Here is a 26139-nt window from a genome sequence, read left to right as displayed (position 1 = left end):
GTGTGCTGAGCCGGTCGACCCTGTGCTTGATGCGGCAAGGAAGTGCTTGCCGAGTCAAGTAAATCCCGAGACCCTCACAATAAGCAAGTCTCCGGCGTGGTGCCTTTTGCCCAGGTCATGTGGGGGCGCTTGCCGTGGGTGGCGGACGGCCCGGTGCCCTCGCTCCTGTTTACGTTTGGCTGCGATGCCGAGGGGTGGCGTCAGACGTGCTCGAAGATGGTGGCGTTGGCCTGTCCGCCGCCCTCACACATCGTCTGCAGCCCGTATCGGCCGCCGGTGCGGTGCAGCTCGTACACGAGCTTCGTGGCCAGGATCGCGCCGGTGGCTCCCAGCGGGTGCCCGAGCGCGATCGCGCCACCGTTGACGTTGGTCTTCTCCAGCGAGGCCCCGGTTTCGCGGGCCCATGCCATCGGGATGGACGCGAAGGCTTCGTTGACCTCGAACAGGTCGATGTCGTCGATGCTCAGCCCGGACCGGGACAGTGCGGCCGCGGTCGCCGGGATCGGGCCGGTGAGCATGTAGATGGGGTCGTCGCCGACCACAGCCAGTGTGTGCACGCGGGCAAGCGGTGTCAGGTTGTGCGTTCGCACGGCATGCTCGGAGGCGACGAGCAGCGCGCCGGCGCCGACCGACATCTGGCTGGACACCGCGGCCGTGAGCGCCCCGCCTTCCCGCAGCGTCTTCAACTTCGCCATCGCTTCCAAGGAGGTGTCGCGGCGCGCGCCCTCGTCGGTGTCGACGCCGGCGATGGGGGCGATCTGCGTTGCGAACCGGCCCTCGTCGATCGCACGGACCGCCCGCCGGTGGCTTTCCACGGAGAAGCGCTCCATGTCCTCGCGGCTGAGGCCCCACTTCTGGGCGATCAGCTCGGCCCCGCGAAACTGTGAGATCTCCTGGTCGCCGTAACGCTTTGCCCATCCTTCGCCGCGCCGTGGGGTGCCGAGTTCCTTCAAGACGATGTTGTTCGCGTTCATCGGCACCATCGCCATATTCTCCACGCCCGCGGCGATCACAAGGTCCTGGGTTCCCGAGATCACCGCCTGGGCGGCGAAGTGCAACGCCTGCTGCGAGGAGCCGCACTGCCGCTCGACCGTCACGCCCGGCACGCTCTCCGGCAGGCCCGCCGACAGCCACGCGGTGCGGGCGATGTCGCCGAACTGCGCTCCGAGTTGCGTGACGCACCCCATGATCACGTCCTCGATCGCCGACGGATCGACACCGGCGCGTTCTACGACTTCGCTCAACACGTGCGCTCCCAGGTCGGCGGGGTGAACGCCGGTCAACGCGCCCTTGTGGGTTCCGACTGGCGTACGTACGGCACTGACGATGTACGCCTCACTCGTCACTGGCATGGCTGTCCTTTTCTCGCAGTGATCTGTACGTTTCCGGGCTCCGCCGCCGCCCACCCGCAGCACGTCCTCGCCGCGGGTGGAGCAGGTGACCGCCGCCTTTGTACGCGGCCGGCGGACCGCCGGTTCAGTGGGAGCCGGTTCAGTGGGAGCCGGTTCAGTGGGAGCCGGTTCAGTGGGTGCCGGCCATCAACTCGGCGAGGTCGTCGGGCTTGAGCAGCGACGGCGGCATCGGCGGGCTGCCCGGATCGGCCGACGGCTGCGGCAAGAGGCCCAGGTCGGTGTAGAACTCCACCGTCTCGGCGACATTCGGGACGCCGAGGGTGATATCCGTGAGCCGGTGCAGCGACATATCAAAGCTCCCTAGGACCACGCGATGACGCAACGCCGGCGGAGGATCGCCCTGTCTTTGGTCATCTGCTGGCAACCCCTTTGGTGTGTAACAGTCGATGACAACGGCGGGAAGGGGATATTCAGAAAGCGCTTCCAAGGGGAACCGCACGTCGGTAGTGACTGGGGAAGAATCGGCCGATTCCCTCCGCCGTCAGCGTGTCCGGCGCACCGGCACTTTCCAGGTCGGCGTAATCCCTGAGGCTAGGACAACCCGAACGATCCGTCCAAAACCACTTTGATTGACGATTGATATCCCTGGCGGCCATAATCTCCCTGGAATCGAACAGATGGTCGAATCTTCTGCTCGGTTCAGGTGGCCGTGCCGTACGATGCGGCGGCCGGCCCGCGCCGTCGTCCTCGACGTGGTCCGTGCATGAGATCCACTCAGGACCGATCCCGTACGGCCTGGCCGACCGCGCGTCCGGCGCCGAGGTGGTCGCCCCAGGCGGGGCATGGCTTTACTGCCTTGGCGATGAGCACCTGATGGGCCACGGGCCCGCGTTGCGTCTGCGATCAATTAAGGCGATTTTGCCTTCTTTATGTTGACATGTCGCTGGCAATGCCTCTTGCCTGAGAAGTGAATCACACACCTCTGGGGCCCTGGGGTCCGTCTGAGGCAAATGACGGGCATCCGGATTTCTCAGCCATAAAAGGTCTGGTTCCCATGGCGTACTTATGTAGATGGCGATTCCTGGCCGTCCCCGTCACGCTTGTCGCGACCCTTCTCGGAGGAACGGGAACAGCCTCCGCGAGTCAGAGCGGATACTCATATACGGCATTCCAGGGCGCGAATCATTTATCCGGTTCGGCGGTCGCCCAATCCGACGACGATCCGGATGAACAGACATCCCCCGAGGCGGGCCCCTCCCCGCGTCCCGCCCACCCAGGTGGCCATCCTCACGCTCACCGCTAGCGGCTCATCGCGCGCCGTCCGCAACGCCCGCCACCGGACGTGCGCGTATGTCGGGACTCCAAGGCTCCGGATTCATCGCCACTTGTGAGTTCGAATACCCCATGCGTTTCGTAGATTCCTGCTGAACGGCCCCCGTCTACCTTCCGGCACCGGGCCCCTCGGCCGTGGCCGAGCCGGGCCGAGATGCCGCGACTGACTCCGCCGTGGTGTCCCGATAGACGCCGTGGTGTCCCGATAACGCCTTGGTGTTCGATCGCCCACGACGCCGTTCCGCGCCCCTGGAGACCGCTGGAGAGCGCCAGGGGATGCTTCGCGCGGCCATTTGCGGCCGACCGGCGCACTGTCGAGAGCATCCCAATTTGGGTCTTGTAGGGCAGCTTGCCCAAGGCTACGATCCCCCGTAAATGTTAGGAAAGTTTCCTAATAGTCCCATCCGTCCGCGTCACCCAGGCCTTGAGCTGTGGCGAAGCCACCGCTCGGCCCGTCTACGCCCTCACCCCCCTCAGTCGGCCGTGCGCCGGACCCTCGGATCGTGCGCAGCCGACGCCTGTCCCCGAAAGGAACGGCACATATGAAAACCCGGCTTCTCAGCGCGTTCTTCGTGGCGCTGAGCCTCTGTTTCGCGGTAGCCGGCCCCTCCCCCGCGTCAGCCACGACCAGCAGCGTGCTCGCCTACGCCGCATGGGCCCCCAACACCGCCTACGCGGTGGGCGCGCGCGTGACCTACAACGGCGTCGACTACGAGTGCCTCCAGGCGCACACCTCCCAGGTCGGCTGGGAACCCCCCAACGTCCCCGCCCTGTGGAAGTCCCTCGGCACCGGCGGTGGTGGCGGCGGTGACACGACCGCCCCGAGCGTGCCCACCAGCCTGCGGGTGACCGGCACCACCTCCAGCAGCGTCTCGCTCGCCTGGAACGCCTCCACCGACAACGTCGGCGTCACCGGCTACCAGGTCTTCCGCGGCGGCAGCCTGGTCACCACGGTCACCGGCACCTCCTACACCAACACCGGCCTGGCCTCCAGCACCACCTACAGCTTCACCGTCAAGGCCCGCGACGCCGCCGGCAACCTCTCGGCCGCCAGCAGCGCCGTCTCGGCCACCACCGCCACTGGCGGGGGTGGAGGCGGCGGCACCGTGACCGCGGACCAACTGCTCGCCAAGGTGACGACCTGCAGCCAGATCTCCAGCGGCAAGTACAAGACCGACAGCGACTCCGGCAGCGCCACCGTGCCGGTCTGCAACAAGAACGGCGCGGTCTTCTGGAAGGCCGACATGGACATCGACTGTGACGGTGTCCGTACCACCCAGTGCAACGAGAACACCGACTGCTGCTACCAGAACGACACGTTCTGCCACACCAGCGGGAACTCGCCGCTCAACGCCGCCACCCTGCCGTACGTCGTGATCCCGAGCACGAGCAGCATCTGGAACTACACGACCAAGGGCATCGGCTGTGGCACCGTCGTCGCGGTGATCTACAACGGCAAGATCGAATACGCCGTGATGGGCGACACCGGCCCCAGCGGAATCATCGGTGAGGCGTCCTACAAGACGGCCTCCGACCTGGGCATCAACCCCGACCCGAGCAACGGCGGCACCGACTCCGGCGTGACGTACATCGTCTTCACCGGCTCCGGCACCAAGGTCGCTCAGGAGGAGAACCACAGCCAGGCCGTGACCCTCGGCAACCAGCTGGCCCAGCAGTTCATCAACAACAACTGAGCACCTCTGAGCACCTCCGTCGTGGCCCCCCCCCCCCCCCCCGGGGGGCCCACGACGCCGTTTGGGCGGTTCCCCTCCTCCGGCGTAGCGGCTGCTGGTGATCGACTGGTTCCTTCGCGACCTGGGCCCCGAAGGGCTGACGGGTGACGCCCTGGTGCTTGAGCCGAACAGGCGGTCCCAGAGCACATGCACCACATGGCGAGGCCGTCGTCGCCCGCGTTGCGGCGGCTTCGCCGTTTAAGCGCCCTGAAAGTGATCCGCAAGGAGGCGTTCCTAATGTCTGCGGCGTTGCAGAATCACTAGGAAGGCAGTCATGAACATCCTCCGGAACACCCTCGCCGTTGCCGCCGCCTCTGCGCTTCTGGCCCTGACCGCCGCCTGCGGCGGTGGCGACAAGGCCGCCGTCTGCCAGGACGCCATCAAGGCGTTCACGGACTACAGCAGCAAGGCGGGCGCGTCCGCAGGGAACCTGGAAGCGATCAACACGGCGACCGCCGATCTCGCCTCGACGCTCAAGTCCCTCTCGGGCAAGGCGGACGGCGACCTGAAGACGGCGCTGACCGGCATGGCCGACTCCTGGGCGAACTTCAAGCTCGACGTCTCCGACCCCGCCGCGGCGACGAAGATGACCGAGTTCGCCACGAAGGCCACCCAGGCCACGCAGCAGCTTGGCACCGCCTGCTCGTGACGCTCTCCGAGGCAGGCCGTCCCCCACTGAGGGGGCGTCCGCCTCGGCCGATTGATCGCCGTAACGCATCCCATGAAGCCGCCGGGCCGCATCGCCGGCCCGGCGGCTTCGTGGTCCTTGCTCAGTGCTCCACGCCCCAGTCGTGGGGGCCGAGGAGGTACGCGTCGCCCTTCGGCACCAGCCGCCCGCATTGGGTGAGGCTGTCGAGGCAGTGCCGTACGGTCTCCTCCGGCAGGTCGGCTATCGCGGCGATCTCCTTGACGGTCGCCGGCCGCTGGTCGACGTTCAGGGCCGCGGCCGCCTCGTAGACGCGCATCTCGGCGGCGGACATCTCCTGGGCGTCGCGCAGGTGATCCTTGTGGGTGTCAGGCATCGCGCTGCCTCGCTCCGCTGCGCAGCCGCTCCGGATCGATGTGGCGGTCGGGGTATCGCTTGAGGTACTCCCGCTCCAGCTCCTCGGTCCGGGACGTGTGCCGTTCGAGCGCGTCGTCGGACCCGTGGAACAGCGTGTCGGACCGGGTCTCGTGCAGGCTGCGCAGCTCGCGGAACAGGTCGTCGTCGTCGAGGTCCTGCGGATCGACTCCCATGGTCATGACGTCCTCCCTCACACCTCGGTCGGCTTGTCCCATCGTTCATCGGGGTTTCCGTCGTCAGGCTCCGCGTTGGGCGGGTCGGTCTGCGACGGCGCGTTCTCCTCGGCGAAATCGGGCTCGGGCTCGATGTCGCGGTCGTCTTCGTGTCGCATGCCGGTCTCCTGCCCGCTCGTCGGCGACCCATACATGTGACGGAAGCGACTGAATCCCCGCACGGCGGCACTTATTGGCGACTGCGCGGCCCGGTAATCCGCGTATGCGAATTGCTTGGATATCCCGCAAATGACGTACGGCCCACGCCATGGCGGGCGCGGGCCGTACAGAGGGGATGTCAGGAACGGAGGACGTCAGGACAGGTCGAACTCACCGCCCTTGACGCCGTCGAGGAACGCGTCCCACTCTCCGGGGGTGAACACCAGCTTGGGACCCTCCGGGTCCTTCGAGTCGCGCACGGCGATGCCGTGGCGGAGGTGGGCGACCTCGACACACTGGTTGCCCACGGTGTTGGAGCGGGTCGCCTTGCGCCAGATGGCGCCGGCCAGGTCGTCCGTTGCTTCGATGTCCTTCATCGTCCTGCCATCTCCTTCTCGACCGATTCGATCTTCTCTAGTGACTTCTCCGGGCCGAGCGCGGCGGCACGAAGATGATCGAAGACCTGGACATAGCCCTTGACCTGCTCGGAATCCTCCAAATAGAGCTCGCCGCCCATGTTCTCCAGGAAGACCACGTCGAGATCCTCAGGATCGGGAAAGGTGAGGATCGCCAGCGGGTTGCCCATGCCGAGATAGGCGCCGGATTCGAACGGAAGCACCTGGATGGTGATGTTCGGCTGCAAGGCGACCTCCCCCAGCCTGCGCAACTGCTCCGCCATGACGGACGGCCCTCCCACGGGCCGCCGGAGGGCGGCCTCGTCCATGACGACCCAGAGGTCAACGGCCTCGGGCCCGGCGAGGCGGCGCTGCCGCTCCATCCGGACCGTGATCCGCCGCTCGATCTCCGCCGGGTCCTTCACCAGCGCGGCACCGACCACAGCGCGGGCGTAGGCCTCGGTTTCGAGCAGGCCGGGCACCAGCAGCGGCTCGTAGTTGCGGACCGAAGAGGCCTCCGCCTCCAGCCCGACATACGGCCCCGGGAGAACGTCCCCGAAGGCGTGCCACCAGCCGCGACGGGCGGCCTCCCGAGCGAGCTCGAGCAGGGCCGTCCGTTCGGATCCGCCGACTCCGTAGAGATCGAGCAGATCCCGCATGGTCCGGCCCTGGGGCCGGGTGTGTCCGGTCTCGATCCGGTACACCGTGGAACTCGCCACGCCCAAGCGGAGCGCCACATCCTCGCGGGTGAACCCCGCCTCACCGCGCAGGCGCATCAGCTCACCGGAGAGCCGGCGAAGCCGGACCGTCGGGCTGCGTCCTACCCGCATGAGACGACATCTCCCTGGAAAGGAACTTTGCAATAGTGCGTCCGCAGTATTGCGTGGCCGAATTCCTAAGTGCAGGATGAATGCAGTCTGACACGGACCTCGATTCGGCATCGGCGGGCGGGTACACAGGGAGTTATCACAGGATGACAATTCTCAACCTCCCGGGGAGAACCGCGATCTCACGGCCCTTCTCCGGAGATCCGTCACAGGCGGGAGCGGCCCGGCGCTTCGTCGCCGGCCGCCTGGGAGATGGCCATCCCTGCCGGGACGACGCCGTGCAGCTCATCGGCGAGCTCATCGCGGAGTTCCTCCGGCATGCCGCCGTCTGCGGGGGCCGGGCACACCACGTGGTGGCGGTCAAGGCCGGGCCGGGGTTCGCCCGCGCGACGCTCGTGACGCCGCAGGCCTGCGGATGCTGGACCTCGCCCGACATGACGCCCGGCCGGGGTGTGCACCTCGTCAGCCTCTTCACCGATCGCTGGGGCGTCTCCGCGAGCCGGGCCGGCGTCTCGGTCTGGTTCGAGCTGGGGCAGCCGGCCGGACCGGGCTCCGTCAAGGAACCCATGCCCAAGACGGACCTCCGGCATCACCCCCACCTGGCGCGTGATCATGCACAGAGTCCTCGGCGCCCTGCCTGACGCCCCGCTCCGCCGTACGTGATCATGCACAGAGTCCTCGGCGCCCTGCCTGACGCCCCGCTCCGCCGTACGTGATCATGCACAGAGTCCTCGGCGCCCTGGCTCACGTGCCGCCCCGCCGTACGTGATCATGCACAGAGTCCTCGGCGCCCTGGCTCACGTGCCGCCCCGCCGTACGTGATCATGTACGGAGTCCTCGGTATGCCGATCGACCTTCGGCTTCGCCGTGGGTGATCATGTACTGCGCCCGAGATGCATGATCACACACGATCGTGCGCCAGGTCAGAGGACCTCGCGCGGAACTTGTGCTTGATCACGATCCGGGTTTGTCCCGGCAGTGCGCCCCGACGGGAGCCTGTGCATGATCACGATGGTCAAGAGGGGGCAATGGGCTGCCCGGGGGACCGCATGCTCGCCAACATGTGCGATTCTCTTCTCAAATGCGGGGTAGTCGGCGCCATATCTTGCGAGAAGGGGTTGATATGGCGCAAATAAGCACCGACATTCCAGCCCGGCTCGACCGCCTGCCCTGGGCCCGCTGGCACTGGCTCATCCTGGCCGGCCTGGGCACCGTGTGGATCCTCGACGGGCTCGAGGTCACTATCGTCGGAGTCATAAGCCCCCGGCTCACGGAGAAGAGCAGCGGTCTCGGGCTGACCACCAGCCAGATTGGTCTGGCCGGCGGCGCCTACGTCGCGGGCGCCTGTCTCGGTGCACTCTTCTTCGGCCATCTGACCGACCGGTTCGGCCGGAAGAAGCTGTTCCTCGTCACCTTGGCCCTCTATCTCACCGCCACTGTGGCCACCGCGTTCTCCACCGAAGCCTGGTACTTCTTCCTGTGCCGGTTCTTCACGGGCGCCGGCATCGGCGGGGAATACGCCGCGATCAACTCGGCGATCGACGAGCTGATCCCCGCGCGCGTCCGCGGCACGGTGGACCTGGTGGTCAACGGGTCGTTCTGGCTCGGCACGGCCTTCGGAGCCGTGGTAGCCATCCCCATGCTCAACCCCGACGTGGTGTCCGCGGACGTCGGCTGGCGGCTGCTGTTCGGGCTCGGCGCGATCCTGGGAGTCGGCATCCTGCTGATCAGGCGGCTGGTGCCGGAAAGTCCCCGCTGGCTGTTCATCCACGGCCGCGAACGGGAGGCCGAGGAGATCGTGCGGGGCATCGAGACGGAGGTCCGCAAGGAGAGCGGCGAGGAGCTCGACCCGCCGGGCGGCGAGATCACGATCAACCAGCGCCGCCACACCCCGCTGACCGAGGTGGCCGCCACCCTGCTGCGCCGCTACCCGAAGCGGACCGTCGTCGGCCTCTCGCTCTTCATCGGCCAGGCGTTCCTCTACAACTCGATCTTCTTCACGTACGCCCTGGTCCTCTCGACCTTCTTCAAGGTGCCCGACGACAGCACGCCCTGGTATCTGATCCCGATCGCCGTCGGGAACTTCCTCGGGCCGGTGCTGCTGGGCAGGTTCTTCGATTCGGTGGGCCGCCGCGCGCTGATCTCGGGCTGCTACGTCCTGTCGGGGCTTCTCCTGATCGGTACGGCGATGCTGTTCAACAGCGGCGTGCTGTCGGCGGCCACTCTGACGGCCTGCTGGATGGTCGTCTTCTTCTTCGCGTCCGCCGGGGCGAGCTCGGCCTACCTCACGGTCTCGGAGATCTTCCCGATGGAGACCCGGGCGCTGGCGATCGCCCTGTTCTACGCGGTCGGCACGGGGCTCGGCGGCATCATCGGGCCGGTGCTGTTCGGCCGCCTGGTGGAGAGTGAGTCGGTCGGCAACATCGTCCTGGGCTACATCATCGGCGCGGGGCTGATGATCGCCGCGGGCGCGGTGGAGTGGTTCCTGGGGGTCGAGGCGGCCCGCCGCTCGCTGGAGGACATCGCCCAGCCTCTGAGCGCCCACGAGCCGCAGATCGCCTGACCGGTCTCCGGCTCGGCGCGTGCTCGGGACCGGCTGAACACAAGCTGTGAGCCGCCCCGGCACGGGCTGAGACCTGGCCGGGAGTCCGCTCAGCGCCCTCCGTCACGGAGGGCGCTGAGCTGATGTCTTGGAGAGATTGGACCTCTCCTCAAGTTAATGTCCTTTACGATAGCCGCAGTGTCGTCCGAGGTCAGGCGCTTGCCGGGCGTGGACTCCCCTGCGCCGTGGAATCCCACACATACCAACAGCGCGATCCCGCCAAAAAAACCAAAGTGCAACAGATATTGACGCCACCAAACATCGGAGCTTTCATGGGTTACGCGTACTAGGGGGCGGACCGTACAACCCAGGAGGACCGAGGTTTGAGGCGAAAGTTATTAACGGTGCTGGCGGCGGCCGCCATCGGCATCTCAAGCGCGACGGTCACGGTGGCGACCGCCCCCGGCGCGTCGGCATCCGACAACGGGCTTTCCATCCGGCCCGCGATGGGCTGGAGCAGCTGGAGCTTCGTCCGGCGGTGGCCCACCGAAGCCAAGATCAAGGCCCAGGCCGACGCGCTCGCCAGCAGCGGTCTGGTCAGCCACGGCTTCGTTTACATAAACCTGGACGACTTCTACCAGAAGTGTGACGCCAACGGCTTCATGGTGGACTCGTTCGGCCGGTGGCAGGTCGACAGCACGAAGTTCCCGAGCGGCATCAAGGCGCTGGCCGACTACGTCCACTCCAAGGGCCTGAAGTTCGGCTTCTACGTGACCCCCGGCATCGCCAAGAACGCCGTCACGGCGAACACCGCGATCGAGGGCACGCCGTACCACGCGAAGGACATCGCGGACACCACGCAGTTGGAGAAGAACTACAACTGCAAGAACATGTACTACATCAACTACAGCAAGCCCGGCGCGCAGGAGTTCATCAACTCGTGGGCCAGGCAGTTCGCGTCGTGGGGTGTCGACTACCTCAAGATCGACGGCGTGCACGCCGGGGACATCCCCGACGTTCAGGCGTGGGACAAGGCCCTGCGGGCCACGGGACGCCCGATCAACTACGCGCTGTCCAACAACCTGCCGATCGCCAACGCCACCACCTGGAAGCAGCTCGCCAACAGCTGGCGCACCCAGGGCGACGTCGAGTGCTACTGCGGCCCCGGCCCGAACGGCAGCGACTACCCGCTCACCGACTGGAGCCACGTCTCCACCCGGTTCAACTCGGCCGCCTCCTGGCAGCCGTACGCCGGCCCCGGCGGGTGGAACGACCTCGACTCCCTGCAACTCGGCAACGGCGACCAGGTCGGCATCAACGCCGACCAGCGCAGGACCATGTTCACCCTGTGGGCGATGGCGGCCTCTCCTCTGCTGCTCGGCACGGACCTGACCGCGCTCAACTCCACCGACATGGCCATGCTCACCAACGACCGGATCATCGCGGTCGACCAGGACGGCGTCGCGGCCTCGCGGATCGTCAACAGCGGCGTCAACCAGGTGTGGCGCAAGCGTGAGGCGAACGGCGACTACATCGTGGCGCTGTTCAACACCGGCACGACGGGCAACTCGACCGTGAGCGTGACCTGGTCACAGGTCGGCTTCAGCGGCTCGGCCGACGTCACGAACCTCTGGTCGGGCGCGAGCGAGGGCACGATCAGCACCTCCTACAGCGCGACGCTGCGTCCGGGCGAGCAGCGGCTCATCCGGGTGAAGCCGGGCGGCGGCACCAACCCCGACCCGAACCGCTACGAGGCCGAGAGCGCGACGATCTCCCAGGGTGTCGTGGAGTCCAACCACCTGAACTACTCGGGCACGGGCTTCGTCAACGGTGACAACATCGCGGCGAGCTACACCGAGTTCACGGTGAACGCGCCCAGCGCCGGGACGGCCACCCTCACCCTGCGGTTCGCCAACGGCACCACAGCCGACCGGCCCGCCGACATCGCGGTGAACGGCACGGTCGTCCAGGCCGGCCACGTCTTCCCGGCGACGGCCAACTGGGACACCTGGCAGGACTACACCTTCACCGCACCGGTGACGGCCGGAGCCAACAAGGTGCGGGTGACCGCCACGGGCGCGGGTGGCAACCCCAACCTCGACTACCTCGACCTCGGCACGATCACCGGGGGCGGCGGCAGCACCGTCTACCAGGCCGAGGACGCCACGCTGTCCCAGGCCGGCGCGTTCACCAACCACCTGGGCTACACCGGCACCGGCTTCGTGGACTACGTGAACACCACCGGCAGCTACGTGGAGTTCACCGTCAACGCCGCCTCGGCGGGCCCGGCGCAGGTCACGCTCCGGTACGCCAACGGAACGACGGTGGACCGCCCGCTGGACATCACGGTCAACGGCACGTCGATCGGCACCCGGTCCTACCCGCCCACGGCGAACTGGGACACCTGGACTGACGACACCTTCACGGTCAACCTGAACGCGGGTGCGAACACCATCCGCGCCACGGCGACCACCGTGAACGGCGGCCCCAACCTCGACAAGATCACTGTGGGCTGAGTTCGGTTCCTGTACGGCCCGCGTCCTCGGGGGGCGCGGGCCGTACCCATGTCCCGGCTTGTCCGCGCCCTGGGCCTGGTCTCACTGGACAGCGGTATGACATTCGTCCTGAAAAGGTGGGGATCCAGCACACTGCCGAGACGCTTTCCGAATCATGCAAAGTTAGAGGCGTGGAAACCACGACCCTCCGCCCCCCTCGGCACCGCGTCAGCCGTACCGCGATCTGGTACTGGACCGCGCGGGCCGCTCTGGGCTGGCTGATCCTCATCGCCGCCCAGGTCGTCTGGCTGGTCGCCGACGGCGACCAGGTGACCGCGCACGTCGCCGGCCTCGCCGTCACGGCGGCCGCCGCGCTCGCTCACCTCACCGTCATGCCCCAGTGGCGCTACCGCGTCCACCGCTGGGAGACCACACCGTCGGCCGTCTACACGCAGTCGGGGTGGTTCAAGCAGGAGTGGCGCATCGCGCCCGTCTCCCGCATCCAGACCGTGGACAGCGAGCGCGGACCGCTGGAGCAGCTTTTCGGGCTGGCCAACGTCACCGTCACGACCGCGTCCGCCGCGGGACCGCTGCGCGTCAGCGGCCTCGACCGGGATACGGCTCAGCGCCTCGTCGAAGAGCTGACCGCCAACGCCCAGGCGACAGCCGGTGATGCCACATGAGCCCCGACACGAACGCCGAAACGAACGCCGACGTCAACGCGGACATGAACGCGGACATGAACGCGGACATGAATCCAGCCGCGGGCATGGGCATGGCGACGGACGCCGGGGCCGGCGCGAACACCGAGGCGGGCACGCGCACGGGCGTGAACGCCGGCGCGGGCGCGGATACGGATGCGCTGGTGACCCCGTGGCGGCGGCTCAGCCCTCGAATGCTGGTGATCCACCCGTTCCAGGAGGTCGTGCGGGCCGCTCCCGCGCTGATCGGCCTGGTCGCCGCCGGGTCGAGCAAGGGCGGCGGGGGCCATCTGTGGAGCCTCGCGGCCGTCGCCGTCACGGTCGCCCTCGGCACGCTGCGCTGGTTCACCACGACCTACCGCATCACGCCCGACCACGTGCAGGTGAAGAAGGGCCTCCTGCGGAGGAAGGTGCTGACCGTTCCGCGCGACCGGGTCCGCACGGTGGACGTCACCTCCCACGTGCTGCACCGCCTGCTCGGCCTCGCGAGGGTCGAGGTCGGCACCGGGCGGTCCGACAGGAAGGGCGGCGGCGAGCTCAAGCTCGACGCGCTTAACACCGCGGACGCGGCCCGGCTGCGCGTCGAACTGCTCCATCGGGCTAGCCGTACGGCTGCCGCGTCCGCGGCGTCCACACCGGCACAGGCACACCTGTCCACACTGCCGGCCGGGTCCGCGGCGGCGTCCGCGGCGGTGCTGGGGAAGGCTCCGGGAGCGCCTTCGACGCCGGGGCTGCCGGTGTTCCCGGGCGCCGCGCCGGAGCCGGACGGAAGCGAGACGGAGCTGGCCAGGTTGCGGCCCGGGTGGTTCCGGTTCGGGCCCTTCACGCTGTCGGGGCTCATCACCGTGGGTGTGATCGCCGGTTTCGTCTCGCGGGTGACCTCCGAGGGCAACGTGGACCTCGGCGAGATCGGGCCGGTCCGCTCAGGATGGGACTGGTTCAGCGCCCTCTCCCTGCCGCTCGCCATCGCGACGGTCGTGCTGCTGCTCGCCGTCTTCGTCGGGGTCGCCTCGACGATCGGCTACGTCCTGGCCTTCTGGGACTTCCGGCTGACGCGGCACACCGGAGGGACGCTGCACGTCACGCGCGGCCTCATCACCACGAGAGCCACCACCATCGAGGAGCGGCGGCTGCGCGGCATCGAGGTGAGCGAGCCACTGCTGCTGCGGGCCGTACGGGGAGCCCGGCTCATCGCGGTCGCCACCGGCCTGCGCGTCGGCCAGGGCGCGCAGCGCGGCGGCTCGATGCTGCTCCCTCCCGCCCCCCGCGCCGAAGCGGAGGCCGTGGCCGTCCGCATTCTCGACAGCGCTCATCGGCGCGCATATGCGAGCGCTCATCCGGACGTCCGTCAAGACGCCGTCCGGGAGACGCCGGATGTCCGCGGGACGGGGGAGGTCTCGCCCGTCACCGCGCCGCTGATCGCGCACTCGGCCGCGGCCCTGCGGCGCCGTTTCACCCGGGCTCTGGGCGTGAACGCGCTGCTGGCGGCGGTCCTGCTCGCGCTGTGGGCCTGGGCGGACCTGCCGTCGTGGACGTGGGTGACGGCCCTGGCTCTGCTGCCGGTCACGGCGATGGTGGCGGCCGATCGCTACCGCAGCCTCGGGCACGCCCTCGTGTCGGGTTACCTGGTGACCCGCTGGGGCTCCCTCGTCCGCAGGCGGGTCGCCCTGGAATGCGACGGGATCATCGGCTGGAACGTCGAGCGGTCCTTCTTTCAGCGCCGCGCCCGTCTGGTCACCCTGACGGCGACCACCGCCGCCGGCCGCCAGGGATACCGCGTGCAGGACATCGAGCTGGACCAGGCGCTCAAGCTGGCGGTGGACGGCTCCCCCGGCCTGCTCGACCCGTTCCTCTCAACCGGCAGGGACCCCGACCTTCTCACCGCCTGAGCCGCCCGGCCGCGCCGCGCCGCGTCGGGCAGGCGGGGCGTCGGGCAGGCGGGGCGTCGGGCAGGCCGGGCGTCGTCAAGCTTGGCGGAGGCGGCGGACGGCCAGGTCGAGCAGGCGCATCACGGCCAGGGTGTCGTCCAGCGGCATGACGGGGCTCTCGGTCTCCCCCGCCTCGACGGCCCGCCGCACCTCGCGGGCCTGGGCCGCGAAGGCGACCTCCCGGTCCGGGATCTCGTGGACCCGCGGCTCGGCCCCGTCGACCGTCAGCACGAACCGGGTGGGTGCGAAGAACAGCTCGTCGACGTCGATCCGCCCGGTCGTGCCGATGACGGAGGCGGTGGTCGGCAGCGGGCTCACGAGCGAGGTCTCCAGCAGCGCCCGGCGGCCTCCGGGCCAGCCGAGCAGCAGGGCCGCCTCGGCGTCGACGCCGCTCTCGGCCAGGCTCCCGTGCACCGCCACGTCCTCGGCGGCGGGCTCCCCGAGGAGCAGGTGCGCGAAGCTTACGGGATAGACGCCCAGGTCGAGCAGGGCGCCGCCGCCCAGCGCCGGGTCCCAGAGGCGATGATGCGTGTCGTACGGCAGGGCGAACCCGAACGACGCGTTCACGGAGCGAAGGTCACCGATCTCCCCGTCCGCCACCAGGCCGGCGATCTGGGCGATCAGCGGGTTGAAGCGCATCCACATGGCTTCCATGAGGAAGACGCCCTTGTCCCGGGCCAGCCGTACCATCCGCTCGGCCTCGGCCAGGTCGGCGGTGAGCGGCTTCTCGCACAGGACCGCGCGCCCGGCGGCGATGGCGAGCTCGACGACTTCCAGGTGCTGCGCCTGCGGGGTCGTCACGTAGATCGCGTCGATGTCGGGATCGCCGGCCAGCTCGGCGTAGGAGCCGTACGCACGCGGCGCGCCCAGCTCGGCGGCCAGGCCCCGGGCACGGTCAAGGTCGCGCGAGCCGACCGCGGCGACGCTCATGCCAGGCTCCCTGGCTATGACATTCCCGACACTGCGCGCGATCCCGCCAGTAGCGGCGATACCCCATCGAAATTCGCTCACGATCGGAGACCATAGCGCTGATCCCCGCGGCTTCATCCCGCCGGATCTCGTCCGGATAACACTTCCGGCCTGTCCCCAAATAGCATGACGAAGCCGTTCCATCCCTGATGGGAACCATGAGCGGGCACGCCCGATCCGGGATCGTGACGAGGACCACACGGTCCCGGCGCCAGCGCTGAAGGAGTTCGATTGACCCGCTACGGCCAGATGTTCGGGCCCGATATCACCTTCCTGGGGGTCGACCGCTGCGACCTCGACGACCCGGAGAGCTACGCGGGCGCCGACGTGATCATCCTGGGGGCGCCCTTCGACGGCGGCACGTCCCACCGTCCCGGCGCGCGCTTCGGGCCGAACGCCATCCGCCAGACCTGCTACCTGCCACACGACGGCTCCCGGCCGAGCCTCGCCCTGCGGGTGGACGCCCTCAAGGACCTGCGGGTGCTGGACGCGGGCGATGTCGAGACCTACTCGGGTGACATCGAGGGCAGCCTGCGCGCGATCGAGGAGGCCGTCGCCCGTATCTCGGCCTCCGGAGCCGTCCCCATCGTCCTCGGCGGAGATCACACCGTCGCCCTCCCGGACGCGACCGGCGTCGCCCGCCACCACGGCTTCGGCCGGATCTCCATGCTGCACTTCGACGCCCACGCCGACACGGGACACATCGAGTTCGGCCACCTTTACGGCCACGGCCAGCCGATGCGGCGGCTGATCGAGTCGGGAGCCATCCGCGGCGACCGGTTCCTGCAGATCGGCCTGCGCGGCTACTGGCCCGGTCCGGACATCCTCGACTGGATGGCCGGGCAGGAGATGCGCTCCTACGAGATGACCGAGATCGTCACAAGGGGCCTGGAGGAGTGCCTCACCGAGGCGTACGGCATCGCGCTCGACGACTGCGACGGCGTCTACCTCTCTGTCGACGTCGACGTCTGCGACCCCGGGCACGCGCCCGGCACCGGCACGCCGGAGCCTGGCGGCCTGACCGCCCGCCAGTTGCTCGACGCGGTCCGGCGGACCTGTTACGAGTTGCCGGTCGTGGGAGTGGAGATCGTGGAGGTCGCGCCGCCGTACGACCACGCGGACATCACGGCCTATCTGGGCAACCGCGTGGTCCTTGAAGCGCTCTCGGCGATGGCTCGCCGCCGCAGGGACGCCGCCGACGGCACCCGCTGGGATCCCGCCCAGCCGCTCCTCGACGGCCGCTGACCGCGGGCCGGTTGCGGCCGCCGCGCCTCACTGATGGGCGGCGCACCTGGCGGGGAGCCGGGCGGCGCATGGGTCACGATGGGCATTCGGTACGGCACGCACGCGATGATCTGGTAGGGATTGTCGAGTGACGCGATTAAAGGCCCTGGCGGCCAGGCTCGTGGTGATGCTCGTCGCCGTCGTGGTCGCGATGCTCCCCGCTTTGGTCGCCGAGGCCCAGTCGGAGGAGGGCGTGCGGGCGGTGGGGCTGCGCGCCTCGGTGCCGGCGGGGGCGGTGGGGCTGCGCGCGCCGGTGCGGGTGCCGGCCGGGGTTACGGCGGGCTACGTCGTCGTCGACCTCGGCACGGGCAAGGTGACCGCCCGCCACCAGGAGCATCACCGGTTCAGGTCCGCGTCGGTCGTCAAGATCCTGATCGCGCTCGACTACCTCGAGCGGCACAAGGGGCCGACCCCGAAGAAGGACCTCGGGCTGCTCGTGCCCATGCTGCGCGGCAGCGACGACAACGCGGCCACCGCGCTGTGGCGACGCGGAGGCCAGGGGCGGATCGTCCAGCGGGTCGCGCGGAAGCTCGGGCTGGCCGACACCGGCCCGCCACCCGTCGCGAAACCGGGCTTCTGGGGCTACACGGCGATCAGCGCGTCCGACATCGCGCTCGTCTACCGCTACCTGCTGGAGCGCGCCGATCCTCCTGTGCGCGACTTCATCCTCGGCCAGCTTCGGAAGGCCTGGCAGTGCGCCAGTGACGGTTTCGACCAGTATTTCGGCATCCCACGGGCCGTCCCCCGGCCGTGGGCGGTCAAGCAGGGCTGGTCGGGGTTCGGCGCCGTCCCGCCCGTCAAGTGTGTGAAGGCCACGACCACGTCGCTGCCAATGTCGTCACTCGCGTCGTCCAGGTCAGGCACGGCGGCGTCCGGACTGGCCACGCACTCGGCGGCACCCAATCCGGTTGATTTCAGCCGTCCTGTGCTCCACACTACAGGCGTGATCGGCGACCGGTTGATCATGGTGGTGCTCACCCTCCAGCCGCCGGGCGCGTCCTTCGCCGGTTCGGCCAAGCGGGTCACGAGGCTGGCGAGAGATGTCTACCTCAGCGTTGTCTAGGCGGCCTTCTTCCGGCAGCCTTACTGATGGCCTGCGTTCGCTCAGGACTGCGTGGTTAACGGCTGATTCATCCCGCACCGCGTTGTCCCGGTTGAGCCATTCGGGGGCCGGTTTGGTCGCGTTGTTTAGGCTGTGCGGCGCCGGGCAGCGGCCACGCCGTACTCTCCCTTTCTGAAAGCTGGTCGGCGATGGGTTTCGCGTGGGGATTTCTGGGCCGGGACATCGCGGTCGATCTTGGTACGGCGAACACGCTGGTGTATGTGCGGAAGAAGGGCATCGTCCTGGACGAGCCTTCCGTCGTGGCGATCAACCTGCACACCGACAGGATCGTCGCGGTCGGCACGGCCGCCAAGGGGATGATCGGGCGGACGCCGCCCCACATCGTCACGCTCCGCCCGTTGAAGGATGGCGTGATCGCCGACCTTGACGCCGCCGAGCGCATGTTGCGGCATTTCATCCAGTTGGCCCATAAGAACCGCTACCTTGCCAAGCCGCGCGTCGTCGTGGCCGTGCCGAGCGGCACGACGAGCGTCGAGCAGCGCGCGGTCAAGGAGGCCGCCTACGAGGCCGGGGCCCGCCGCGTGCACATCATCGAGGAGCCGATGGCCGCGGCGATCGGCGCGGGCCTCAACGTGGGCGACGCCACGGGCAACATGGTCGTGGACATCGGCGGCGGCACCACCGAGGTCGCGATCGTCTCCCTGGGCGGCGTGGTCGTGGCGAAGTCGGTCAGGGTCGGCGGCGACGAACTCGACGAGGCCATCGTCAACTATGTGAAGAAGGAGCACTCCCTGCTCCTCGGCGAGCGCACGGCGGAGCAGATCAAGATCACGCTCGGCACCGTGCGCCCCGGCGACGACCACAAGATGCTCCCGATCCGCGGCCGGGACCTGGTGACCGGCCTGCCGAAGACCGCGACGATCTCCCGCGAGGAGGTCAGGGACGCGATCGAGGACCAGGTCCAGACGATCATCGACGCGGTGCAGAGCACGCTCGACCAGTGTCCGGCCGAGCTCGCCGGCGACCTTCTCGACAACGGCATCGTGCTGACCGGCGGCGGCGCCCTGCTCGACGGGCTCGCCGAACGGCTCGGGCAGGCCATCGGCATGCCCATCCACCTGGTGGATCAGCCACTCCAGTCCGTGGCGCTGGGCGCGGGCCGCTGCGTCGAGCGCTTCGAGGACATGCAGGACGTGTTCCTTCCCGAAACCCGCCGATGAGAGCCGCCGGTCGGCGAGCGCCCGCGCTGCTGGTGCTCGTGTCCGTCCTGCTGATCGCGGCCGACCACTGGATCACCCTCACGCCGCTCCGGGCCTTTGGATCGGGCGTCTACGGCTCGCTGGAGAATGTCACGTCCTCGGTGACCCGCTGGGCCTCCGACGCCCGGCGGCTGGAGACGGTCGAACGGGAGAACGCCCGGCTCCGGGCCGAGGTCCTGACCGGACGGCGTCCCACCGCGGCCGTAGCCGGAGCCGCCGCCGCGTACCAGGTCGTCTCCGCCCACGCGATCGGCTTCGGCGGGGACCAGACGGTCACCCTCGACGTGGGAACCGGCAGCGGGGTGGCCCGCGACATGACCGTGCTGAACGGCGACGGCCTCGTCGGCCGCGTCGTGCAGGCGGGTCCGTCGACGGCGACCGTGCTGCTGGCCACCGCGCCCTCGTCGTCGGTGGGCGCGCGGCTGGAGACCTCGCGCGAGGTCGGGCTCGTCACGGGCGTCCCTGATCGGGGGCTGCTGCGGCTGAGCCTGCTCAACGCCGACGCCGCCGTCCGCGTGGGCGACCGGGTGGTGACGCTCGGGTCGGAGAACATGCGGCCGTTCGTGCCGGACGTCCCCGTCGGCAGCGTGGTCGCCGTGGAGGGCACCTCGGGCGCCCTGACCCGGACGGCTCTCGTCCGGCCCTTCGCCCACTTCAGCACCCTCGACCTCGTCACCGTGGTGGTGGGCCCAGGCCGGCCGGGGGACGGGGCGCCGCAGTGATAAGGCCCGCGAGGAGGCCGGTGAGGGATCCGGCGAGAAAGCCGGCAGGGAACCCGGCCGGACGCGCGCTGCTGGCTGTGGCGCTGGTCCTGCTCGCCCCTGTCGCGCAGGTCTCCGTGGTGAACGGTTTGGGCCTTCCCGGCGGCGGCCCCGACCTCGTGCTGATCGGCGTGGTCACGCTGGGGATGGTTCTCCGCCCGATGGCGGCGACCGTCGTGGGGTTCGCCGCCGGCCTGGCCGCGGACATCGCGCCGCCGGCGGACCACTCCATCGGCCGGCACGCCCTCGTGCTGTGCCTGATCGGTTATCTCTGCGCGCTGGTCCCCGCCGACAGCTCGGCCGGCCAGCGGACGGCGGCCGCTCTTGGCGGGACGCTCGGCGGCGCCCTGCTCGACGCCGCGCTCGCCGGTGTCCTCGGCGACGAGAGCTGGACGTCCGTCCTCGGGGGCCTGCCGGGGTCGCTGGCCTGGACCGTGGCCGGCGGGACCCTGGTCGCCGTCGCCCTCGTCTCCCTGCTGCCCCGGCGGCGCCGGTTCGGCGGTCCGGCGTCGCGAGCGGCCGCCAGAGGGCACTACACCGGGGGCCACCATGCGTAGCGGCGCGCACGGCGGGCGGCTCGTGGTCCTCTACGTCGTCGTGACGTCGCTCATGCTGACGCTGCTAGGCCGGCTCTGGTATCTGCAGGTCACGACCGGTCCGGCCTACGCCAGGGCGGCCACCGAGTCGCGTGTGCGCACGGTGCCCCTGCCCTCCGTGCGGGGCCAGATCCTCGACGTGCACGGGCATCCCCTCGTGGCCAACCAGACCATGCCGCAGGTGTCCGTCGACTACATGGCCCTGATCCATCAGCCCGATGGAGGCAGGGCGGTGCTCACCCGGCTGGCGGAGGCGCTGCGCAAGCCGTACCAGGAGATCGCGGACCGGGCGCGGCTGTGCAGCCGGGAGGTGCCGCGGCCGTGCTGGCCCGGCTCGCCGTACCAGCCGATCACGGTCGCGGACGACGTGGACCCCCGGACCGTGGTGCGGATCGCGGAGCGCCAGGCGGAGTTCCCCGGTGTCAGCACGGCGCTGCGGCCCGTGCGGACCTATCCGCTGCACAAGGCGGGGGCCCACCTGCTGGGTTACCTCCAGCCGCCGTCTCCGTCCGACCGGTCCGGCGGCCCGGACCTCGTGGGCCGTGACGGGCTGGAGGCGGAGTACGACACCGAGCTGGCGGGCCGTACCGGCCTTCGCGAGGTGGCCGTGGACAGCACCGGCAAGGTGACCGGCCTCCTCCGCGAGGAGGCACCGCATCCCGGCGACACCCTTGTGACCAGCATCGACGCGCGGATCCAGGAGCTTTCCGAGCGCGCGCTGGCCAAGGCCGTGACGAACGCGCGCAAGCGGGGCGAGCCGGCCGACTCCGGCGCGGCGGTCGTGCTGGAGGCCGCCACCGGGCGGGTGACCGCCCTCGCGAGCTACCCGAGCTACGACCCGGCCGTGTGGAGCGGCGGCATCTCCCAGCGCGACTTCGAGGCCCTGCCACTGGTCTCCAACGCGGTGCTCGGACAGTGGGCGCCGGGCTCGACGTGGAAGGTCACCTCCACGGCGGCCGCGGCCGACGCCGGATACAAACTGCGCGCCTCCTACGACTGTCCCGGCTCCTACAAGGTCGGGGGCCGGTCCTTCCGCAACTTCGACGGCATCGCGCTCGGCCGGATGAACATGCACAGAGCGCTCGTGGTCTCCTGCGACACGATCTTCTACCGCTTCGCCGAGCGGATGTGGAAGCACGACGGCGGGCTGAAGCCGGTGCGCCACCCCGCCGACCCCATGCAGTCCATGGCCAGGAAGTTCGGCTTCGGGAACCGCACGGGGATCGACCTGCCCAACGAGTCACCCGGCCGCGTCCCCGACCGGGCCTGGAAGAAGGCCAACTGGGAGCGGACGAGGGCCGACAGCTGCCGCCGGGCCAAGACCGGCTATCCGGACGTCGCCGACCGCAAGCGCGCCGCCTACCTCAAGGCGCTGGCCGCGGAGAACTGCCAGAACGGCGGCGTGTGGTGGGCGGGTGACGCGGCCAACTTCGCCATCGGCCAGGGCGACGTCCTGGTGACGCCGCTGCAGCTCGCCAGGGCCTACGCCGCCCTCGCCAACGGCGGCACGGTCTTCAGCCCGCGCGTCGCCAAGGCCCTGGTGCGCCCGGACGGCAGCGTGGTCCGGACCGTCACCCCGCCCGTCACCGGCCGGGTCGACGTCTCCCGCAGGACGCTGCGCTACATCCGCGACGCGCTCGCCGACGTCCCCCGGGAGGGCACGGCCGCCGCCGCCTTCAAGGGCTTCCCGTTCAAGCGGCTGGCCGTCGCCGGCAAGACCGGGACCGCCGAGGCGTACGGCAGGCAGGACACGTCGTGGTTCGCCTCCTTCGCCCCGGCCAAGAAGCCGCGTTACGTGGTCGTCGTGGTCGTCTCCCAGGGAGGCACCGGCGCGAGCACCGCCGCCCCGGCGGCCAGGGACATCTGGGAGGGCATCTACGACCTCCACGGCAAGGCGCATCACAAGCACGCCAAGAAACACGGCAAGAAGACGACCGCCGGGAAGCACAGGCACGGTCACAGCCGGAAGGCGCCCCGCGATGCCTCCCACAATGCCTCCCACAGGGCCTCCTTCGAGCCGGCTCGGGTAGGTGATGCGCGATGACGACGTTCCGTCCCACTCCGTTACGGCTCTTGCGGCCTCGCACGCAGGCGCGGCGGGGCTGGGTTCCCCTGCTGGCGTCACTGGACTGGGGGCTGGCCGCCACGTCGGCTGCGCTTTCCGGGATCGGACTGCTGCTCGTGTGGTCGGCCACCCGCACGGACCCGAGCTCGACCCTGCTCCAGCGGCAGGCGGTCAGTGTGGGCCTGGGGTTCGTCCTCATGTGGCTGGTGTCGCGGTGTGACCTGCGGATCCTCCGGGCGTACGTGCCGGTGCTCTATCTGCTGGCGCTCGCCGGGCTGGTCGCGGTGCTCACGCCGCTCGGCCGTACGGTCAACGGCTCGCACGCCTGGATCGTCCTGGGCTCCGGGCTCCAGTTCCAGCCGTCGGAGTTCGCCAAGGTGGCTCTGGTGCTCGCGCTCGCCATGGCCCTGGGAGAGCTGCGCGACGGCGAACGGCGGCCGGGCCCCGGAGCGGTGTTCCTCGCTCTGGGGCTGGCGGCCTTGCCGATGGGGCTCATCATGCTGCAGCCCGACCTCGGCACGACCCTCGTCTTCGCGGCGGTGGTGGCCGGCATGGTCGTGGTCTCGGGAGCGCCCAAGCGGTGGCTGGCCGGGCTGACGGCGGCGGCCGGCCTCGTGCTGCTCGTGGTGTGGCGGCTTCACCTCATCCGGCCCTACCAGCTCCAGCGGCTGATGGTCCTGACGGACCCCGACGCCGACCCGCTGGGGGTGGGATACAACGCCACCCAGGCCCGGATCGCCATCGGCTCGGGCGGCATGCTGGGGAAGGGCCTGTTCCAGGGTGAGCAGACCGCCGGGCATTTCGTCCCCGAGCAGCACACCGACTTCATCTTCACCGTGGCGGGTGAGGAACTCGGCTTTCTGGGCGCGGCCTGCGTCATCCTGCTGATGACCGTGGTGCTCTGGCGCGGCCTGCGGATCGCGGCCAGGAGCGCCTCGCCGTACGGCACGGTCCTGGCGGGCGGGGTGGTCTGCTGGCTGGCGTTCCAGACGTTCGTCAACGTGGGTATGACCGTGGGCATCCTGCCCATCACGGGCCTGCCGCTGCCGTTCGTCTCGTACGGAGGATCGGCGACCATCTCGACCCTCACGGCGGTCGGGCTGCTGGAGGCCGTACATCGGACGCGGAGCCGCACACCGCTGGGATAGGGCACTCTTGTGGGGTGCGGAGCAAGCTGGGCGGCCGGGTGGCGGAAGCGGCGAAGATCGCCCTGGCGACGCGGAAGTACGTGACGGCGATCGACGTGCTGACCGGCCTGCGGTGGCTGCACGCCCGCCATGTGGACACCTGGCGGCAGGGCCGGGTGGACAGCCTCGAACGGCTGGCCGCCGTGGACGCCGCCCGGATGGTCGAGGCGGTCACCCATCTGCGCGAGTGGGCGGTGGCCTCCGGGCTCGTCGCGAGCGAGACGGCCTACTCGGCGGCCAGCAGGGACCGGCGGCCGCTGCGCTTCACGGCCGAGGGCGGCGAGGAGCTGGAGCGCCTGTTCCGCGTCCACTGGGTCTCCCCGACGTTGAGCGAGGCGAGGCAGCGGCAGCTCGCGGAGCGCCAGAACCGCGCGCCCGACCTGGTGGTGGTCGCTCCTCTGGAGACATGGGCCTGCGCCGGATGCCGGGAGACCGGTCCGTACCTGATCATGGAGGACGACCAGCCGTTCTGCCTGACCTGCGCCGACATGGACCACCTCCACTTCCTGCCGGCCGGGAACGCGGCTCTGAGCCGCCGGGCCAAGAAGGAGAGCGGCCTGTCCGCCGTGGTCGTCCAGTTCAACCGGAGGCGTAAGCGGTACGAGCGGCTCGGCATCCTAGTCGAGGAGACGGCGCTCATCCGGGCCGAGGAGCAGTGTCTGGCCGACGAGGAGGCGCGGCTCCGCCGCCGCGAACGCGACCGCGACCGGCGCGCCCACGAGGACGTCGAGTTCCAGGCGAGGATGGCGGCGGAGATCCGCCGCCTGTTCCCCGGCTGCCCGCCGGAGCGCGCCGAGGCCATCGCCCTGCACGCCGCCGTGCGTGGCAGTGGCCGGGTGGGCCGGACGGCGGCCGCCCGTGCCCTCGACGAGAACGCCATCACCCTGGCCGTGGTCGCGAGCGTGCGCCATCTCGACACCGACTACGACAGCCTGCTGATGTCCGGGGTTCCCCGGATGGACGCCCGCGACCAGATCCGCCCCCGCATCGACCAGGTCCTGACCGCCTGGCGCACATGACCACAACCCCCACCTGGCGCTCTGCGCCGCGTGATCATGCACATGTTCCCGCACACACCGACCCAGCTGGCACTTTGTGCAGCGTGATCATGCATGACGAGGGTGCGCCCGGCGGACAGGCACTGCATGATCACAAACAGTGCCGGCCCTGATCACACCGCATATGGCGGAATCTATGCATGATCACGATCGGGGGAATCCCACGGGAACTCCACAGGAATCCCACGGGAATCCCACGTCCCCGAGCTTCCGGGAAACCCTGCATGATCACGGCGACCAATCGGGGTTAGTGGACGCGGCCGACCATACGGGCGTACATGCGGCCGGGGCTTGGGACCGACGACGGGTTGAGGAAGCCCGGCAGCATCGGAAGGTCGACGGCGAACGGCTGCAGCCGCTCATAGAGCGCGTGCGCGTCCGGGGGCCGGTTCTCCGGCTTCTTCTCCAGCAGGTCGGCGATGAGCCGGTCCAGCTGGGCCGGAACCCCCGGGACGCGCGGCGGCCGCTCCTTCACCTGCTTGTCGAACACGGCGTACTCGGTCGGCCCCGTGAAGAGCTGCCTTCCCGTGAGCATCTCGTGGAGGACGCAGCCGAGGGCGTAGAGGTCGCTCTTCGGGTCGGCGACACCGCGCTGGATCTGCTCGGGCGACATGTACGCCGGGGTGCCCAGGATCTGGCCGATCCGGGTGAACTGGGCGACGTCCGCCTCGCGGAGCATGGCCAGCCCGAAGTCGAGCACCTTGACGCTGCCGTCCGGGCACAGCATGAGGTTGGTCGGCTTGAGGTCGCGGTGGCAGATGGACAGCGCGTGCGCCGCGGTGAGCACGGCACATGCCTGCGCGGCGATCGCCGCGGCCCACGGCACCGGCAGCGGCCCGTGCTCGCTGACGAGGTCGGCGACAGTCACTCCCTCGATGAACTGCATGACCTGGAAGAGCCGCTGGTCGAAGGTGCCGAAGTCGTAGAGGACCGGCGCTCCGGGGTGCTCCAACCGGGCGAGGATCCTGGCCTCGCGGATGAAGCGGCGCTCGAGCTCCTCGTCCGGACCTCCGGGAAAACGGAGGAACTTGACGGCCACCTTGCGGTCCAGGCGCCGGTCGTGGCCGCCGTAGACGGCGCCCATGCCGCCCTGGCCCAGGGGAAGGTCGTCAAGCACATAACGGTCGCCGATGACCATGCGTCCCTCCCGTCGACCTT

At 69.6% G+C, this 26139-nt stretch carries 24 protein-coding genes; 15 read left to right on the top strand and 9 right to left on the bottom strand.

Annotation, left to right across the window (positions count from 1 at the left end; all coding sequences use genetic code 11):
- Positions 1–200 precede the first annotated feature (200 nt).
- Both N5079_RS02125 and N5079_RS02120 read right to left on the bottom strand, forming a co-directional pair.
- Positions 201–1352, bottom strand: coding sequence for an acetyl-CoA C-acetyltransferase (locus N5079_RS02125; protein WP_261581858.1), 1152 nt, complete (start codon positions 1350–1352; stop codon positions 201–203).
- Between the two features lie 169 nt (positions 1353–1521).
- Positions 1522–1701 carry a hypothetical protein gene (locus tag N5079_RS02120; protein ID WP_261581572.1) on the bottom strand — a complete coding sequence of 60 codons (180 nt, stop codon included), beginning with the start codon at positions 1699–1701 and terminating at the stop codon, positions 1522–1524.
- Positions 1702–3226: 1525 nt separating this feature from the next.
- Between N5079_RS02120 and N5079_RS02115 the strand changes: the two genes are divergently transcribed.
- Together N5079_RS02115 and N5079_RS02110 are read left to right on the top strand one after the other, a co-directional pair.
- Positions 3227–4378, top strand: coding sequence for a glycoside hydrolase family 75 protein (locus tag N5079_RS02115; RefSeq protein WP_261581571.1), 1152 nt, complete (start codon positions 3227–3229; stop codon positions 4376–4378).
- A gap of 313 nt (positions 4379–4691) precedes the next feature.
- A complete protein-coding gene (locus N5079_RS02110; RefSeq protein WP_261581570.1) occupies positions 4692–5066 on the top strand; it encodes a hypothetical protein in 375 nt (124 codons plus the stop codon).
- A gap of 121 nt (positions 5067–5187) precedes the next feature.
- Here N5079_RS02110 and N5079_RS02105 read toward each other — a convergent pair whose 3' ends face one another.
- The 5 genes from N5079_RS02105 to N5079_RS02085 form a co-directional block, all read right to left on the bottom strand.
- The gene (locus N5079_RS02105; protein WP_261581569.1) at positions 5188–5439 is read right to left on the bottom strand and encodes a hypothetical protein; all 252 of its coding nucleotides are present in this window, start codon (positions 5437–5439) and stop codon (positions 5188–5190) included.
- Positions 5432–5659 carry a DUF6158 family protein gene (locus N5079_RS02100; protein ID WP_261581567.1) on the bottom strand — a complete coding sequence of 76 codons (228 nt, stop codon included), beginning with the start codon at positions 5657–5659 and terminating at the stop codon, positions 5432–5434. The genes N5079_RS02105 and N5079_RS02100 overlap by 8 nt, the downstream gene beginning before the upstream one ends.
- A gap of 11 nt (positions 5660–5670) precedes the next feature.
- Complete coding sequence (locus tag N5079_RS02095; protein WP_261581566.1) at positions 5671–5811, bottom strand: hypothetical protein; 141 nt, start codon at positions 5809–5811, stop codon at positions 5671–5673.
- A 195-nt stretch (positions 5812–6006) separates the two neighbouring features.
- Complete coding sequence (locus N5079_RS02090; protein WP_261581565.1) at positions 6007–6228, bottom strand: DUF397 domain-containing protein; 222 nt, start codon at positions 6226–6228, stop codon at positions 6007–6009.
- On the bottom strand, positions 6225–7076 hold the full coding sequence (locus tag N5079_RS02085; RefSeq protein WP_261581564.1) for a helix-turn-helix domain-containing protein: 852 nt from the start codon (positions 7074–7076) through the stop codon (positions 6225–6227). Before N5079_RS02085 ends, N5079_RS02090 begins: the two co-directional genes overlap by 4 nt.
- 143 nt (positions 7077–7219) lie before the next feature.
- Here N5079_RS02085 and N5079_RS02080 point away from each other — a divergent pair, with 143 nt between their 5' ends.
- The 5 genes from N5079_RS02080 to N5079_RS02060 all read left to right on the top strand — a co-directional run bounded on the left by N5079_RS02080 (position 7220) and on the right by N5079_RS02060 (position 14700).
- Positions 7220–7714 carry an ATP-binding protein gene (locus N5079_RS02080; protein WP_261581563.1) on the top strand — a complete coding sequence of 165 codons (495 nt, stop codon included), beginning with the start codon at positions 7220–7222 and terminating at the stop codon, positions 7712–7714.
- Positions 7715–8196: 482 nt separating this feature from the next.
- Positions 8197–9636: an MFS transporter gene (locus tag N5079_RS02075; RefSeq protein ID WP_261581562.1), complete on the top strand. Its 1440-nt coding sequence runs from the start codon at positions 8197–8199 to the stop codon at positions 9634–9636.
- Positions 9637–9998: 362 nt separating this feature from the next.
- Positions 9999–12131 carry a carbohydrate-binding protein gene (locus N5079_RS02070; protein WP_261581561.1) on the top strand — a complete coding sequence of 711 codons (2133 nt, stop codon included), beginning with the start codon at positions 9999–10001 and terminating at the stop codon, positions 12129–12131.
- Positions 12132–12301: 170 nt separating this feature from the next.
- Positions 12302–12793, top strand: a complete 492-nt coding sequence (locus N5079_RS02065; RefSeq protein ID WP_261581560.1) for a PH domain-containing protein — start codon at positions 12302–12304, stop codon at positions 12791–12793.
- The gene (locus tag N5079_RS02060; RefSeq protein WP_261581558.1) at positions 12790–14700 is read left to right on the top strand and encodes a PH domain-containing protein; all 1911 of its coding nucleotides are present in this window, start codon (positions 12790–12792) and stop codon (positions 14698–14700) included. Before N5079_RS02065 ends, N5079_RS02060 begins: the two co-directional genes overlap by 4 nt.
- Positions 14701–14775: 75 nt before the next feature.
- Here N5079_RS02060 and N5079_RS02055 read toward each other — a convergent pair whose 3' ends face one another.
- A complete protein-coding gene (locus N5079_RS02055) occupies positions 14776–15786 on the bottom strand; it encodes a Gfo/Idh/MocA family protein (RefSeq protein ID WP_261581557.1) in 1011 nt (336 codons plus the stop codon).
- Positions 15787–15939: 153 nt separating this feature from the next.
- On the opposite strand from N5079_RS02055, the gene speB reads away from it, so the two are divergent.
- The 8 genes from speB to N5079_RS02015 all read left to right on the top strand — a co-directional run bounded on the left by speB (position 15940) and on the right by N5079_RS02015 (position 24942).
- Complete coding sequence (gene speB, locus N5079_RS02050; protein WP_261581555.1) at positions 15940–16953, top strand: agmatinase; 1014 nt, start codon at positions 15940–15942, stop codon at positions 16951–16953.
- A 127-nt stretch (positions 16954–17080) separates the two neighbouring features.
- Entirely contained in the window at positions 17081–18055 is a 975-nt protein-coding gene (locus N5079_RS02045) for a hypothetical protein (protein ID WP_261581554.1), read from the top strand.
- A 188-nt stretch (positions 18056–18243) separates the two neighbouring features.
- Positions 18244–19275: a rod shape-determining protein gene (locus N5079_RS02040; protein ID WP_261581553.1), complete on the top strand. Its 1032-nt coding sequence runs from the start codon at positions 18244–18246 to the stop codon at positions 19273–19275.
- Complete coding sequence (mreC, locus tag N5079_RS02035; protein ID WP_261581552.1) at positions 19272–20036, top strand: rod shape-determining protein MreC; 765 nt, start codon at positions 19272–19274, stop codon at positions 20034–20036. The genes N5079_RS02040 and mreC overlap by 4 nt, the downstream gene beginning before the upstream one ends.
- A gap of 20 nt (positions 20037–20056) precedes the next feature.
- Complete coding sequence (locus N5079_RS02030) at positions 20057–20632, top strand: rod shape-determining protein MreD (RefSeq protein WP_261581551.1); 576 nt, start codon at positions 20057–20059, stop codon at positions 20630–20632.
- Positions 20625–22715, top strand: coding sequence for a penicillin-binding protein 2 (gene mrdA, locus N5079_RS02025; RefSeq protein WP_261581550.1), 2091 nt, complete (start codon positions 20625–20627; stop codon positions 22713–22715). The genes N5079_RS02030 and mrdA overlap by 8 nt, the downstream gene beginning before the upstream one ends.
- Positions 22712–23884: a rod shape-determining protein RodA gene (rodA, locus tag N5079_RS02020; RefSeq protein WP_261581549.1), complete on the top strand. Its 1173-nt coding sequence runs from the start codon at positions 22712–22714 to the stop codon at positions 23882–23884. Before mrdA ends, rodA begins: the two co-directional genes overlap by 4 nt.
- A 14-nt stretch (positions 23885–23898) precedes the next feature.
- A complete protein-coding gene (locus N5079_RS02015) occupies positions 23899–24942 on the top strand; it encodes a DUF2293 domain-containing protein (RefSeq protein ID WP_261581548.1) in 1044 nt (347 codons plus the stop codon).
- A 286-nt stretch (positions 24943–25228) separates the two neighbouring features.
- Here the strand turns inward: N5079_RS02015 and N5079_RS02010 are convergent, their stop codons facing one another.
- Positions 25229–26119, bottom strand: coding sequence for a serine/threonine-protein kinase (locus N5079_RS02010; RefSeq protein WP_261581546.1), 891 nt, complete (start codon positions 26117–26119; stop codon positions 25229–25231).
- Between the last annotated feature and the right edge of the window lie 20 nt (positions 26120–26139).

Origin of the sequence: Planotetraspora sp. A-T 1434 (genome assembly GCF_025420585.1) — a bacterium.
Classification (GTDB): domain Bacteria; phylum Actinomycetota; class Actinomycetes; order Streptosporangiales; family Streptosporangiaceae; genus JAOEGB01.
Note: the sequence above shows the minus strand (reverse complement) of the source record. Positions and strands in the feature narration are given on the sequence as shown.